11 protein-coding genes and 2 pseudogenes are annotated in these 14,819 nt (G+C 40.0%); 11 read left to right on the top strand and 2 right to left on the bottom strand.

What is annotated here, in order from left to right; all coding sequences use genetic code 11:
• Positions 1-180: 180 nt before the first annotated feature.
• Positions 181-1,488 carry a Na+/H+ antiporter NhaC family protein gene (locus L655_RS0121700; RefSeq protein ID WP_024606262.1) on the top strand — a complete coding sequence of 436 codons (1,308 nt, stop codon included), beginning with the start codon at positions 181-183 and terminating at the stop codon, positions 1,486-1,488.
• 252 nt (positions 1,489-1,740) lie between these two features.
• Positions 1,741-3,483, top strand: coding sequence for a potassium/proton antiporter (locus L655_RS0121695; RefSeq protein ID WP_024606261.1), 1,743 nt, complete (start codon positions 1,741-1,743; stop codon positions 3,481-3,483).
• An 84-nt stretch (positions 3,484-3,567) separates the two neighbouring features.
• Here L655_RS0121695 and L655_RS0121690 read toward each other — a convergent pair.
• Positions 3,568-3,825, bottom strand: a pseudogene (locus L655_RS0121690) (transposase); the annotation flags it as partial.
• A gap of 184 nt (positions 3,826-4,009) precedes the next feature.
• Here L655_RS0121690 and L655_RS0121685 point away from each other — a divergent pair.
• The 3 genes from L655_RS0121685 (at position 4,010) to L655_RS0121670 (ending at position 7,163) form a co-directional block, all read left to right on the top strand.
• Positions 4,010-5,683, top strand: a complete 1,674-nt coding sequence (locus L655_RS0121685; protein ID WP_024606259.1) for a P-loop NTPase fold protein — start codon at positions 4,010-4,012, stop codon at positions 5,681-5,683.
• Positions 5,684-6,172: 489 nt separating this feature from the next.
• Entirely contained in the window at positions 6,173-6,679 is a 507-nt protein-coding gene (locus tag L655_RS0121675; protein WP_024606258.1) for a DUF3087 domain-containing protein, read from the top strand.
• 34 nt (positions 6,680-6,713) lie between these two features.
• Entirely contained in the window at positions 6,714-7,163 is a 450-nt protein-coding gene (locus L655_RS0121670) for a low molecular weight protein-tyrosine-phosphatase (RefSeq protein ID WP_024606257.1), read from the top strand.
• Between the two features lie 50 nt (positions 7,164-7,213).
• Here the strand turns inward: L655_RS0121670 and L655_RS1000000128555 are convergent.
• A pseudogene (locus L655_RS1000000128555) lies at positions 7,214-8,357 on the bottom strand (energy transducer TonB).
• Between the two features lie 249 nt (positions 8,358-8,606).
• Between L655_RS1000000128555 and ribA the strand changes: the two are divergent.
• From ribA to csrA, 6 genes are all read left to right on the top strand, one after another.
• Positions 8,607-9,230, top strand: coding sequence for a GTP cyclohydrolase II (ribA, locus tag L655_RS0121660; RefSeq protein ID WP_002961931.1), 624 nt, complete (start codon positions 8,607-8,609; stop codon positions 9,228-9,230).
• A gap of 81 nt (positions 9,231-9,311) precedes the next feature.
• A complete protein-coding gene (locus tag L655_RS0121655; protein ID WP_007378958.1) occupies positions 9,312-10,100 on the top strand; it encodes a BPSS1780 family membrane protein in 789 nt (262 codons plus the stop codon).
• Positions 10,100-10,552, top strand: a complete 453-nt coding sequence (locus L655_RS0121650; protein WP_024606256.1) for a regulatory protein RecX — start codon at positions 10,100-10,102, stop codon at positions 10,550-10,552. Before L655_RS0121655 ends, L655_RS0121650 begins: the two co-directional genes overlap by 1 nt.
• Before the next feature lie 19 nt (positions 10,553-10,571).
• Positions 10,572-13,172, top strand: coding sequence for an alanine--tRNA ligase (alaS, locus tag L655_RS0121645; RefSeq protein ID WP_024606255.1), 2,601 nt, complete (start codon positions 10,572-10,574; stop codon positions 13,170-13,172).
• Between the two features lie 6 nt (positions 13,173-13,178).
• Positions 13,179-14,396, top strand: a complete 1,218-nt coding sequence (locus tag L655_RS0121640) for an aspartate kinase (RefSeq protein WP_024606254.1) — start codon at positions 13,179-13,181, stop codon at positions 14,394-14,396.
• A gap of 91 nt (positions 14,397-14,487) precedes the next feature.
• Positions 14,488-14,679 (top strand): carbon storage regulator CsrA, encoded by a 192-nt coding sequence (gene csrA / locus L655_RS0121635; RefSeq protein ID WP_004587515.1) that lies wholly within the window; start codon positions 14,488-14,490, stop codon positions 14,677-14,679.
• Positions 14,680-14,819 lie beyond the last annotated feature (140 nt).

Genomic DNA, 14,819 nt, shown 5'->3' with positions numbered 1-14,819 from the left:
TCTAAGTGATTTATTTACAGGTGACTTGAGTAAGGCAATCCATTAAGCTAAGCGGTTTACAAATCTAAGACAGTTTATGCTGCTAGGCTTAAAAAATAAGCGATAAAACGCGTACAAAGCGAGAGTGGCTCNCCGCCGCTAATTGCGATTGCTATCGTGTTTTGGCGAAAAGAAGTGATTATGGCGCTACTTGTTGCTGTTGCTTCTTCTGAGTTTTTACTCGCCTTTCAGGGCGAAGGTAATAGCTTGTTTGACACTTTTTTAAATACCATTGAACGTATTATTTCGGTTGCCAGCTCGCCAGGTAATACACGCATATTAATATTTAGTATTTTAATAGGTGCCTTGCTTGCCTACATTCGCGAATCTGGCGGCGTTGCAGCAACTGTTAATATGTTAATGAACAAAGGTATTGCAAAAAGTAAGCGCCAAGTGGGCTTTTTAACCATGTTTACCGGCGTTGCGGTGTTTATAGAATCTAACTTGAGCGTACTTACCTCAGGGATTTTATCGCGTGGCTTATTCGACAAATTTAAAATGAGCCGAGCGCGTCTAGCGTACATTATTGACAGCACCAGTGCGCCAGTGTGTATTTTAATACTACTTAACGGCTGGGGCGCATTTGTACTTGGTTTGTTAGGTAACTATGAGCTAGGTGAGTCGGCTGTATCAGTGTTATGGGGCAGCGTAGGGTATAACTTTTACGCCATAATTACCCTTGTTATTGTTTTTTACACCATCGCGTTTGATAAAGTGCACGGCCCAATGAAAGAAGCCGAAGAAAAACTAGAGCTTCAAACAACCGACTTAAAAGATGAAATAAAAGCCTCTAAAGCGCGTTACATGTTAATCCCGCTTATTACACTCATTACCAGCATGGTTGGCTTTATGTATTACACCGGTAATGGTGTGTTGGCAGAGGGTAGTGGCTCTAAGTCAGTATTGTACGCAACGGTTTTAGCCATTGTTGTCGCTTACTTTTTAATGATTGGTTCTCGTAAATTTACGCACCATCAATTAGTTGATACCGGTTTTAAAGGTATGGGCGAATTAATGCCGCTAGTCGCTATTGTACTGCTTTCGCTTACACTTGGCGCAAGCTTAAAAGAGCTTGGTACTGGCGTATTTGTGGCGTCACTTGTTGGTGACTACTTACCTATTTACCTAATAGTACCGGTGCTGTTTTTAACCGGCGCGGTTATGTCGTTTACTACAGGTACATCGTGGGGTACGTTTGCTATATTAATCCCAATTGGTGTGCCACTTATTCAAGCACTAGGTTTACCGCCATCGCTTGTTGTAGGTGCTATTTTGGGTGGTGGTATATTTGGCGATCATTGCTCGCCTATATCCGACACCAGCGCTGTATCGGCTATTGCATCGGGGTGTGACTTACTCACCCACGTTAAAACGCAGCTACCGTATGCCTTATTTGGTGGTGGCCTTACGTTTTTAGCGTACTTAGTAACAAGCATTATTGTTTTATAAAATTTGATTATTTAAATACTCAAAAGCCTGCTTAATCGCAGGCTTTTTTGTTTTCAAAATAAATAAAGCTAATTAAGATAGAGCCAAGCAATACCAAACTCAAAGGCTCTATAACTATTAGAAAAACTATTTAATTATAGACTTAAGTACCCGTATTTATATTTTTTAGGTTATTGTATAGCATGAGCTTTAAGCTTTTTGATAGCTGGCAATTCTTACTTTTCAACTCATATAAGGCTGTAAATTCACACTATGTTTGCAATTGATAATATCATTCTCGTTAGTGCCATATTAATTTTACTAGGAGTGATCTCGAGCAAGTTATCTGCACGCGTTGGCTTACCTGTACTGGTGCTATTTTTACTTGTAGGTATGCTCGCAGGTGAAGACGGTATTGCAGGTATTTCATTCGACAATGCAGAGGCCGCACATGCTTTAGGTACTCTTGCGCTTGCCATTATTCTATTTGATGGCGGTTTACAAACGCCTACCAGTTCAATTAAACAAGTGTGGAAACCCGCGTCTGCTTTAGCAACCATCGGGGTGTTATTTACCGCTGTAATTACAGGCCTTGTGGCCACTTATATTTTAGACCTGCCCATATTACAAGGTGTTTTACTGGGTGCCATTGTTGGCTCTACAGATGCCGCAGCAGTGTTTGCGCTTTTACGAAGTGCGGGTATTCACTTAAATAAAAAGCTTAAATCTACCCTTGAAATAGAAAGTGCATCGAACGATCCAATGGCTATTTTCTTAACGGTTGGATTGCTCGAAATGCTCGTTAACGACATGCCAATAGGGCTGGATTTACTACAGTTATTTGCTCAACAAATGGGTGTTGGCGCTATTTGTGGTCTTTTAATTGGTAAGGTATCGGTTTGGTTTATTAATCGAATTAAACTAAATGCATCGGGTTTGTATTTAGTGATGGTAACTGCATTTGGACTGCTTTCTTTTGGCCTTTCTGCAACGCTCGGCGGCAGTGGATTTTTAGCTGTATTTATAACAGGCGTGATTTTAGGTAACAGTAAGTTTGTATATAAACGCGGTATTTTTCTGTTTCATGACGGCTTAGCATGGCTTGGGCAAATAACCATGTTTGTTGTATTAGGACTCCTTATTAACCCGTCATCGTTGGTTGATGTATGGCTAGAAGGATTGCTTATTGCACTGGCACTTATTTTTGTTGCACGCCCATTAGCGGTAGCGCCTATTTTAAAACTGTTTGGCTTTAATAATCGCGAAACCCTGTTTGTATCTTGGGTTGGTCTTAGGGGCTCAGTACCCATTATTTTAGCTATATTCCCATTACTATTTGGCCTTTCAGGGGCTGAGCTTATTTTTAATGTTGTTTTTTTCGTGGTATTAATTTCAGCAACGTTACAGGGTTCAACAATGCCTTGGATGGCTAAAAAACTAAATTTAGTAGAGCCGCCGCCCGACCTAGCCGCTGCAACACTCGAAATCACAGCCCTAAACGATATTGATATAGAAATTGTAGAATACACCTTAAGTGACGTTTCTCGGGTTTCTGGGCGCAGCTTGTCACATGCCGCACTTCCTGAAAGTGTGGTTGTTGCTATGATCACACGGGGTCCGTCAATCATACCGCCACGGGGTTCAACTAAGTTAAAAGCAAACGATCACTTATTTGTTGTTTTAAAACCAGATAACAGACCTTTTGTTGATTTAGTTTTTACAGCAACCGATAAAACAAACCACCAAGATAGCCACTTAGCGCATAACGAACTTAAAGTGAAAGGGGTAACGTTGGTAGGCGATATATTTTACTCTTATCACATGCATATAGACGCCCCAGAGAGCATAAGCTTGGAAGAAGTGATCAACCAAAAGCTTTCAGGAGAAGTCAGTAAAGGCGATATTGTTGTTATTGGTAATGTTCAAATACGCGTTATAACAATGGTACATACACGCATAGTTACCATTGGCTTAAAGTACTTAAATAATCCAGAAAAGCGACTTTTAAAGCCGTAATCATTAACAATGATTTATTAAGTGGTGAAAGCACATTTATAGCGTACGTAGATACCATCTCTTCTAATCAGCCTCAAGCTTTCTTTAAATAGCTTGGGGCTGATATTCAGTTTGATTCTTCACAACACCAAAACAGATATGTGTCAGCTTTCTCATTGCAGCACCAATTGCCTGCATTTTTGTTTTACCTTGCTCCACTAATCGCTTATTTTGGGCTTTTATATCTGGATTATGTTGTACAGCTACTACAGCAGCCATATACAATTTAGCCCTTATATACCCAGGCCCTTCTTTGCTTAAGGTTGTTTTTCCAGCCCGTTTGCCTGACTCATTAAGCTTAGGTTGGGTTGAGTGACACGAAACCCAACGGATCTCCAATGCAAAGAGCACAGCCAAAGTTAGTTATATGTAGTGTTTTTGTAGGCGCTTAGCTTGCTGGCGCGTCGGGCGCTAGCCCGAAATAAATACAACTATTGATAATTCGATATTACACTATGTGAAAAATCACGATTTAAAAGGACATTAAATGACAGAACTCAAAGGCTTTAATTGGGATAAGCCAACTGACCGAAACGTGAATGAATATTTCCCAGCAGATAAATTAGACAGAGCGCGCTATGCTATGTTTCTATCAAAACTTTTGGTTCAAGAGGGTTTTGATAAGAGTCGTACTGAAGCAGAACAGAAGCGAAACTACGTATTAAATTTAAATGCAGAGTGGGGCGCGGGGAAAACATATTTTCTAAAACGTTGGTCACAGGATTTAGCTGTAGATTATCCCATTGTTTATATTGATGCATGGCAGCAGGATTACTCGGACGACCCTTTTTTAACTGTAATTGCCGCAATAATTGAACAACTAGGTAAACAAGCTTCATTTACTATTAAAATACCTAATAAAGCTGCATCAATATTTAAGGCTGTAGCACCTGCAATAGCGCAAGGGTTAACTAAAAAAATATCAGGTATTGATCTAGCAGAGCTTAATACATTGTTATTTTCTGAAGAAGATGAAGAGAGTGAGGACAAGAATTCTGTAAAGCAAAATAGCTCCGAATTTTCACCTGCTATAAAGGCTTTAGCACAAAATTTAATTAAAGATCATGAAGCTAAAAATAAGAGTATTGAAGTAATAAAAGCTAAGTTAGCTGATTGGGTCAATAAGTTTGAAAAGCAGGAAGGTAAGTCGTTACCTATATTTATTTTTATTGATGAATTAGACCGTTGTCGCCCAAGTTATGCAGTCGAAATGCTTGAGACGATTAAACATATTTTTGATGTTAAAGGTATCGTGTTTGTTGTGGCTACGGATACCGATCAGCTTCAACATACAATTAAATCAATTTATGGTGAAGGCTTTGATGCTAAGATTTATCTAGGCCGCTTTTTTAATAGCCGCTATAGCTTAAAACGACCTGTTTTAAAGGATTTTTTATCAGTACATAGTGATACAACTAAATTTGAATCTGCGTACTTAGAAAGTAAAGATATTGAGCTACTCCCTCGCACAGAAACACCCGAAACCGCTTTAGCTAATATCTCAGTTGTATTGGATGCGTTTAATATACAACCCAGAACAGCCATTCAAATTACTGAACGCATTACTGCCATTATTGCTAATTTACCAAGTGGTAAAAAAGTTGATGTACTTGTGCTCGCTATTTTGTTTTGTATTTATGAAAAAGACCACCCACTTTATGAAGAGATAATTAGTGGGCGATTTCAACGGAAAGAGCCAGACAATAAAGGTGATATACAAAATATAAGTTTGAGTACTTTTTTACAAAAAAATATATTAAAAGAACACCTGTCAGCCGAGTTGACCTATTTTATTGATCCTCAATCATACACTCCCGATTTCTATGATGAGAATTTAGGCCGTAAAAAAAACAACTATTCTGATGGAAAGTATCCAATAATATTTTCTAAATTTATAGATGATATTTTTTGTGAAATATTTTTAAAAAAAAGGCTCTTTGCTATAACTACTATGATTTCTAGTACTGCGGGAGGGAGCGAAAAAAAGTTAAATAGAGTAGAACAACAGTTGGCCAGCAACTCGGTTAAAATCTGTGAGAAAGCAACCACATTATGGTTAAATTATATTTATATAAAAGATGGTTATGGAGAAATTACTAAAGAGCAATATCGTGATTTTATAGAGCTTTCCTCACCATTAGATTACATGGGCGATAGTTAAGTATCTCTGTGCAGCGCGCAGCGCCTCTGTGTACTCGGTGGTAATACTTATCTAATTACCACCAACCTTAGCTGAGCCAAACCACCTCAGCCCCGCACTGCTTAACCCCAGCTCCCGCATGTTAAAGTTCAATAATCTGCCTTTTACCCTTTGTCGTTATGCGCCATAGCCAGCATATCACCTGTGTTTATATTACTTTCTACCGCGTGTTTACCCTTTAAATCACTCAAGAATGACTGCTTAATTTGCACTAGCACCTTAAGATTACAACTGGAAGCTGCGCAGTCGATGTTTTAATAAATACTGGGTTGTTAGGTATTTCAAGTGTGTGCATAAGCCGCTCCAAATTTTATTGACCACTACAATTAGGGTGTTTTCAAAGCTATAACGGGTGGCAAATCAAAAAGGGGTGAAATAATTTTATAAAAAATGTGGGGTTTAGTTACAATAGCCATTCGCAAATATTAAAACTTAACTTTTTAGGCTGTTATGCAACTCATTGAAATAAATAAAGCGCGTTACCGTAAACATTTAAACCGTGTTATTGCAGGATGTGGTATTGGTTTGGCTGTAGGCAGCTTGGCTATATCGCAAACGCTGATTGCTTTATTTCCTGATGAAAGTGGTAGCCACTTTCATTGGAACTTAATAGGCGTTGCTATTACAAGCGTTGGGCTTGCGTGGTTACTTAATAAATACCGTACACATAGCTTTATGACTGAAGTTGTTTATGTGTGGGAGCTCAAAAAAGCACTTAATAAAATAACCCGTAAAATGGCTAAGTTAAAAGCTGCTGGCCGTGAAGGCAATGCCGATGCGTTATTAGCGATTCACTATAGCTACGCGGGCTCTCGGTTATTGTGGCAGCTAGACGATAATCTAATCACTATGGACGATTTAGCCATTAAACAAGCTGAGCTTGAATCAGTTGCAGCACAACATAACGTAACGCTTAATGTTGAAGATTACGATGAAAGCATTTTAAAACAGTTTTAAAGCTTAGGTTTTTAAATTAGTTAGAGGAGCCTTAATGAAAAAAGTACTCATAGTTTGTTTAGGTAATATTTGCCGCTCGCCAACTGCTGAGGCGGTGTTAAAAGCCCGCGCTAAAAAGCTAGGCGTTAACGTTAAAGTTGATTCGGCAGGCACTATTGGTTATCACGAAGGTAAAACGCCTGATAGTCGTTCAATGGCAACAGGGGAGAAGCGCGGTTACAGCTTTAAAGGTATTTATTCGCGTAAAGTACGCAGTAGCGACTTTACTGAATTTGATTTAATTTTAGCGGCCGATACGCAAAACTTAGCTGATTTAAAAGCCCAGTGCCCTGAGCATTTACAGTACAAATTAGCGCTGTTTTTAGAATATGGGGAGCAAGCCCAAAGCGCTATTCCCGATCCTTATTACGGCGGCGATGATGGCTTTGAAAATGTGCTCGATTTAATAGAAGCGGCTAGCGATAAAATACTCGCTAAAATTTAGGACTAATTTATAAAGTTAAAAAGCGCCAAATGGCGCTTTTATATTTTAGCTTAGCGGTTAATTTTAAAGTCGAGTTGTACCTGAGAAATAGCGCTAACAGGTTTGCCATTTTCAAACTTTGGCGCGTAACGCCATTGCTCAAGCGCTGCTTTGGCTGATTTTTCAAATGCGCTGCCGCCTTCAGAGCTAAGTACTTTTGGGTTTTTTACAAAGCCAGCTGCGTCTACCTCAAACTCCATAACAACGCTACCATCGGTACTAAATCTGGCTTTGTTAACTGGGTATTTAGGATTAACACGGTAAAGCGGCGTTTGCTCTTGCGATTCTTTCCATGGCACCATTTGAGCGATAGCTAGGCAATGTTTAGTTGCTTCTTCGCTTTTACCTTGCTTTTCGTACAGGCCTACAAGCTTTGAATGAGCTGTTAGCTCTGCACGGTGATCAAAGTTTAAGTTACTATCCAATACAGTTACTATCCAATACAGTTACTATCCAATACAGTAACTATACGGTTTAGCCTTTCAATTGCTTGATTGTATCTTTTACGACCCTCTGCGAATGAGGCCATTAAAAAATCGGCTTTTATGCGCTCTAGTGAGTTTTCAGGTAAGTTTTCTTGGTAGTATTCGTCGGCTTCTTCTAGGTAGTTTTTAGCCTCACGATATTTTTTAGAACTAAACTTTTTAGCCAGTAGCGTTGCAGCTTCAAGTTTCATGTCGGCTACAAACTTAGGGTTATTTTGTGTTTTAGCTATACCTATTACTTGTTCTAAAAAGTTAGCTGCTTTGTAAGCTGATGTTGTGTAGTTAGCTTTTCCGAGCAGTGCATCAACTGTTTCTATTGATTGTTTGCCGTGATTAGCCGCTAAAATAGTATGGGCTTCATCATAAAGTGCAAAACGTTGTTCGTTTAGCTCATCGCCGTAGCCTTTAATAGCTTTAGCGTAGTTAATAGCTAAGTTAGCGGTGTTATCTGAGCTTTCACCATAAACAGCTTTACCTGATGTGTAAGCAAGTTTGGCAGTTTGTTGTACGTTTTGTCTGCTTTAACTGCTGCTAAATAGCTTTGGTATGCTTGGTTAAATACCGTTTGAGGATCGCTTGCTTGGCTTGCAAGTACTGTAGTACTTAAAGTGGTTGCGCTTAAAGCAGACAAACTTAAACCTATAAATAAAGCGAGTTGCTGACGTTTCATAATAATCCCTATCGTTGTTTAAAATACAAAATACCAAACGTGCCTGTAGGTGTCACTGATTAAGGTAAATCAACGTAAATAATATTGGCGGTTATTTGTATTAATTTATTGCTTAACAATCATTGAAAATAACGCCTGTCGTCGCCATATAATTGCCATAAACAGTCTTGTACTACGGTGTATTTATCCTATTTTGTGATACTATCACTTTATTGTCGTGTCGTAGTTATTTAAATATTTGGATTTGTCGTGGCGCAAGTAAGAGCAAGAGTCCAGCTTAAAGTTGGCAGAAATAGTGATATCCCTGCAGAAATAATCTCATTTACTGATTTAAAAGATGGTAAAGAACATATTGCTATGGTGTTTAACAACGCCGATACAGAGCAAGATGTACCGCTTATTCGTATGCATTCTGAGTGCCTAACGGGCGATGTATTTTACTCATCGCGTTGTGATTGTGGTGAGCAGCTAAATGAATGTATTGAAATGATGCACGAGCAAGGCGGTATTTTATTGTATTTACGCCAAGAAGGCCGTGGCATTGGTTTATACAACAAAATAGACGCTTACGTATTGCAATCGCAAGGTATGAACACCTACGAAGCTAATAATCATTTAGGCTTTGCTGATGATTTACGTGACTTTTCGGATGCGGTATTAATGCTCAATGCGCTTAATTTAAGTCACGTTAAATTAATGACTAATAATCCTAAAAAGCTTAATGCATTAAAAGATGCCGGTATTAATGTTGACTCGGTTGTGGGCACACATGCGCACATTAAAGCGGGTGTTGCGGGTAATAAATCGTACCTAGAAACAAAAATTAAGCATGGCGCGCATATGTTAGATATTAAGAAAATTAAAAAACCTTAATCATTTAATTGCGTTTCGTCTATTAATCCCCCCTCACGCCAAGTTATACTTGGCGTGTTTCGTTTTAAATTAAGAGCAAGTATGTCTACACAATTACGAATTTTTAAAGCCGATGCAGGGCTAAAGTGGTTAAAAGCCGGATGGCTTATTTTTAAAACCCAGCCAGCAACCTTTATTTTTATGCATTTATTTATTGGTATTGTAGGGCTGCTGTCTTTATTTTTACCGCTGCTGCAAGTAGTAGCAGCACTAGCTACGCCATTTTTAACCGCAGGGTTTTACCAAGCGGTGCTTAGTAAGCAGCAGGGCGGAAAAATTATGCTAGCCGATATTCTCAAGCCATTTACGGCTAAGGGAAATCGCTTAGGGTTATTGCGTTTAGCACTTTATCAAATGGGTGCGGGCATTTTAATGGCGTTACTTGCTAATGGCTTATTTGCCGATGCAGTAGCTGTTATGAGCCAACCAGGACTTGATCCAAACGTAGCACTTGAACAAATGCTTGAGAGTATTTCGGGCGCGAATGTCATTTTGTTTTTTATGGCAATGCTAATTTATTTAACGGCGTTTGCTTACGCTGTACCGCTTGTTTATTTTAGTAAAGAAACACGTATTTTAACGGCGCTTAAAAAATCGTTAATGGTGTTTTATCATAACATTTTGCCACTTGGCGTTTTTGGCCTTATTTGCGCATTATTTATGGCGCTTTCGATGTTCTTATCGTTCTTACCACTGTTGATTTTAATGCCGATTTGCTACATTAGCTTTTTTGTATCTTATCAAGCCATTTTTATGCCTGTTGTACCACCAAGTGACGACATTAATGTTAAGCCACTTAGCAGTGAAACAAGCGGGCGTTTTGACGCTTAATGGATGATAAATTAAAGCAAAAACTAAAAAACTATGTACTTTGGTTACTAGGGCGCCAAGAATATTCGCGTCGAGAGTTAACGCTCAAATTACAGCAAAAAGAAGCGACAGAAGAGTTTATTGAAACGCTGCTTGATTGGTGCGAAAAGCATAATTTTATTAACGAGCAGCGATACTGTGAAGGCTTTGTAAGAAAACACATATTTAAATGCCACGGGCTTAAGCGAATACAAAGCGAAGCTATGGGCAAAGGGATTGATCGTTCGCTACTTGAATTGGTAGTTGAAGAGCTTGAAGTAGATTGGTTTGAGCTTGCGCAGGATGCGTACAATAAAAAATATTCGAATACACCGCCAAACCTCGATTACAAAGATAAAGCTAAGCGCGTGCGCTACTTAATGTATCGGGGTTTTAGCTACGATGAAATTAATTTTGCAATGCAAGCACAGTAAATACAGGTGAGACTTTCAAATGCAGCACATGACTACCGCACAAATTAGGCAACAGTTTTTAGACTTTTTTGCCAGCAAGCAACATCAAATAGTACCTTCTAGCTCGCTTATACCGGGTAACGATGCCACGTTGTTATTTAACAATGCCGGCATGGTGCAATTTAAAGATGTATTTTTAGGCGCAGAAAGCCGCCCTTATACACGTGCGACAAGTTCGCAGCGCTGTGTACGTGCTGGCGGTAAGCATAACGATTTAGAAAACGTAGGCTACACTGCTCGCCACCATACATTTTTTGAAATGTTAGGTAATTTCAGCTTTGGTGATTACTTTAAGCAAGATGCAATTAAATTTGCGTGGGAGTTTTTAACTGAGGTTGTAAAACTACCAAAAGAAAAGCTGTTAGTAACTATTTACCATGATGACGAAGAAGCCTTTGGCTACTGGGCTAACGATATAGGCTTACCTGAAGATCGTATTATTCGTATTGCGACCTCTGACAACTTTTGGTCTATGGGCGATACTGGTCCATGTGGTCCGTGTTCTGAAATATTTTATGACCACGGCGAGCATATTTGGGGCGGACCTCCGGGCACTCCCGAGGAAGACGGCGACCGTTTCATCGAAATTTGGAACCTTGTATTTATGCAATACAACCGTCAAAGCGACGGTACTATGTTGCCTCTACCTAAGCAATCTGTTGATACGGGAATGGGCCTTGAGCGTATTTCTGCAATTTTGCAGGGTGTGCATTCAAACTACGAAATCGATTTATTCCAAGGCTTAATTGCAGCAGCTGCAAGTGTAACTAACGCGCAAGATATGGACGATAAGTCACTACGCGTAGTGGCGGATCATATTCGTTCGTGTGCGTTTTTAATCTCTGACGGTGTTATGCCATCTAACGAAGGGCGTGGCTATGTACTACGTCGTATTATTCGTCGTGCTGTGCGCCACGGTAATAAGTTAGGTGCGCAAGGTTCGTTTTTCTATAAGTTAGTTGCTGCGCTAATTGAGCAAATGGGTCAAGCGTACCCAGAGCTTGCTAAGCAACAAGAAATTATCGAAAAAGTATTACGCATTGAAGAAGAACAGTTTGGTAAAACACTTGAACGTGGCTTAGCTATTTTAGAAGAAAGCTTAAGTGACCTTAAAGGCGATATTATACCGGGCGACTTAGTATTTAAACTTTACGACACGTATGGTTTTCCAGCTGATTTAACGGCCGATGTTGCGCGTGAGCGCCAGATGACGATTGATCATCAAGGCTTTGAAGAGTGCATGGCTGTACAACGTAAAACAGCGCAACAAGCGGGTAAGTTTGGTGCTGATTACAATGAGCAATTAAAATCAGAAAAGCTTACTGAGTTTAAAGGCTACGACAGCACGCACCATAGCGCGACAGTGGTAGAAATTTTTGCCGGTGGCGAAGCTGTTCAGTTATTAGAAGATGGTCAACAAGGTATTGTAGTATTAGACCGCACACCGTTTTATGCTGAATCAGGCGGCCAAACGGGTGACACGGGTACTATTACAGTTGCTGGTGGCGAATTTAATGTTACTAATACCACTAAACTTGGTAATGCTTTTGCTCACCACGGTACTGTACAAGGGCGTATTGGCGTTAACGATAAAGTGGATGCGACTATTGATGATGCACGCCGCGATAGCATTAAGAAAAACCACACAGCTACACATATTTTACACGAAGCACTACGCCAATTATTAGGCGACCATGTAGGCCAAAAAGGCTCACTTGTTCAGCCTGATCGTTTACGTTTTGACTTTTCGCACTTTGAAGCAGTTACAAAAGATGAGCTACGTGAAATTGAGCGTGTAGTTAATGACGAAATTCGTCGTAACTTTGCACTTAATACTGAGCTTATGGCTATTGATGATGCTAAAGCGAAAGGTGCTATGGCGTTGTTTGGCGAAAAGTATGATGACGAAGTACGCGTAGTTACTATTGGTGACTACTCTATTGAGCTTTGTGGTGGTACTCACGTTGAGCGCGCAGGCGATATTGGTTTATTTAAAATAGTATCTGAAAGCGGTATTGCAGCAGGCGTTCGCCGTATTGAAGCGGTAACTGGTGCTGATGCAGTTGCTTATGTTAGCGAGCAAGAGCAACAATTACATGATGTAGCTGCTTTAGTTAAAGGCGATAGCGCATCGGTACTTGAAAAAGTTACTGCGTTACTTGAAAAGTCTAAAGGTCTTGAAAAGCAAATTGCGCAACTTAACGATAAGTTAGCAAGTGCAGCTGGCGCGTCTTTACTTGACTCGATTGTTGAAATTAACGGCGTTAAGCTACTTGTAGCAAACGTTGAAGGTACTGAATCTAAAGCGCTTCGCGGTATGGTTGACGACCTTAAAAACAAAATTGGCTCAGGTGTTATTGCACTGGGTGTTGCCAGTGGCGACAAAGTAAGCCTAATTGCTGGTGTAACTAAAGACTTAACAGGCAAAGTAAAAGCCGGTGAGTTAGTTAACCACATGGCAGGCCAAGTAGGTGGTAAAGGTGGCGGTCGTCCAGATATGGCACAAGCTGGTGGTAGTGAGCCACAAAACCTTGCTGCTGCACTAGATAGCGTTACAGCTTGGTTAACTGAGCGTACTTAAGCCTAAGTGGCGCTTATTGTTCAAAAATTCGGTGGCACTTCGGTCGGCTCGATAGAGAGAATTGAAGCGGTCGCCGACCTTGTTGTAAAAACCAGACAACAAGGACACCAAGTGGTTGTGGTGCTCTCGGCTATGTCGGGAGAAACCAACCGCTTAATTAATCTCGCCAAACAAATTGATACTCGCCCGAGTAGCCGTGAACTAGATGTACTAATTAGCACCGGAGAGCAGGTTTCTGTATCACTACTTGCTATGGCTATTATAAAACGTGGCCACTCTGCTGTGAGCTTATTAGCCGATCAAGTCAATATTTTAACCGATAACATGTTTGGTAAAGCTCGTATTGCAGAGGTTGCTGCTACGCGTTTGAAGCATGAGCTTGAGCATAATCGTATTGCTATTATTGCTGGGTTTCAGGGGCGTGATGTTGAGGGCAATATTACAACGCTTGGGCGCGGCGGCACTGATACATCGGCTGTAGAAATAGCAGCGGCTATAAAAGCTGACGAATGCCAGATCTATACAGACGTTGACGGCGTATATACTACAGATCCTCGTGTTGAACCTAACGCGCGCAGAATGAGCCAAGTTACCTTTGCCGAAATGCTAGAACTGGCAAGTTTAGGGGCGAAAGTTTTGCATATTCGCTCAGTAGAAGCCGCAGGAAAACATAATGTGCCACTTAGGGTGCTTTCGAGCTTTAATCCCGATAAAGGTACATTAATAAGTTTTGAGGAGAACGATATGCCAAGCAAGGTTGTATCGGGGATTGCGTTTAATCGTGACGAATGTTTAATTAAGGTACAAGGTGTGCCAACGGGCACGCAATATCTTTCAAAAATATTGAAACTTTTTGCCGAAAATGGCATCGAAATAGATATGATTAATCAAGTTAATCATAACTTTGAAAAAATAGACTATGCTTTTACTGTGCACTCGAATGATTATCTGCAAGCACTTGAATTATTGAGTGAAGATCAAGCTCAGCTCAGTGCTCAAAATATAAGCGGATTGCAAGCAGTAGCTAAAGTTTCTGCTGTTGGCATGGGTATGAAATCACATTCTGGTGTCGCTAGTTTATTTTTTGATGCATTAGCGCAGGAAAATATTAATGTGGTTTTAGTCTCGACTTCAGAGATTAAAATTTCAGTTTTAATAGATGAAAAGTACTTAGAGTTGGCTGTTCGTGCATTACACAAGGCATTTTTAACAGAAAATGGATAGATTGCGAGTTTTTACTTACTTTTCAGTCTAATTTTCATTAGTATGTTTAAGCGGAATCTTATAATTTTTATTGGAACATGGGAGCAAGAGAATGCTAATACTAACTCGTAGAGTAGGTGAAACCCTAATGATCGGTGACGAAGTAACAGTTACTGTTCTAGGTGTTAAAGGAAATCAAGTTCGAATCGGTGTTAATGCACCAAAAGACGTATCAGTGCATCGTGAAGAGATTTACATGCGCATACAAGCTGAAAAGTCGAACCCTAATCCGGGCAATGCTTAATCAACACGTATACATAGTTGAGTAATTAACTCAACTAGACTAAAAGCCACTCACTGAGCTGTCTCTTGATCACAAGTCTGACTCAAGAGATTTTGCTAAATCGTAGCCTTCCAGGATGGCTTGTAACTTAAGCCATCCTT

The sequence above is a fragment of the Pseudoalteromonas sp. TAE79 genome (genome assembly GCF_000498015.1).
Classification (GTDB): domain Bacteria; phylum Pseudomonadota; class Gammaproteobacteria; order Enterobacterales; family Alteromonadaceae; genus Pseudoalteromonas.
Note: the sequence above shows the minus strand (reverse complement) of the source record. Positions and strands in the feature narration are given on the sequence as shown.

Coding starts and splice junctions, on each gene's coding strand:
- L655_RS0121700 (WP_024606262.1), top strand. CDS start 181: ATGGCGCTACTTGTTGCTGTTGCTTCTTCTGAGTTTTTACTCGCCTTT.
- L655_RS0121695 (WP_024606261.1), top strand. CDS start 1,741: ATGTTTGCAATTGATAATATCATTCTCGTTAGTGCCATATTAATTTTA.
- L655_RS0121685 (WP_024606259.1), top strand. CDS start 4,010: ATGACAGAACTCAAAGGCTTTAATTGGGATAAGCCAACTGACCGAAAC.
- L655_RS0121675 (WP_024606258.1), top strand. CDS start 6,173: ATGCAACTCATTGAAATAAATAAAGCGCGTTACCGTAAACATTTAAAC.
- L655_RS0121670 (WP_024606257.1), top strand. CDS start 6,714: ATGAAAAAAGTACTCATAGTTTGTTTAGGTAATATTTGCCGCTCGCCA.
- L655_RS0121655 (WP_007378958.1), top strand. CDS start 9,312: ATGTCTACACAATTACGAATTTTTAAAGCCGATGCAGGGCTAAAGTGG.
- L655_RS0121650 (WP_024606256.1), top strand. CDS start 10,100: ATGGATGATAAATTAAAGCAAAAACTAAAAAACTATGTACTTTGGTTA.
- alaS (WP_024606255.1), top strand. CDS start 10,572: ATGCAGCACATGACTACCGCACAAATTAGGCAACAGTTTTTAGACTTT.
- csrA (WP_004587515.1), top strand. CDS start 14,488: ATGCTAATACTAACTCGTAGAGTAGGTGAAACCCTAATGATCGGTGAC.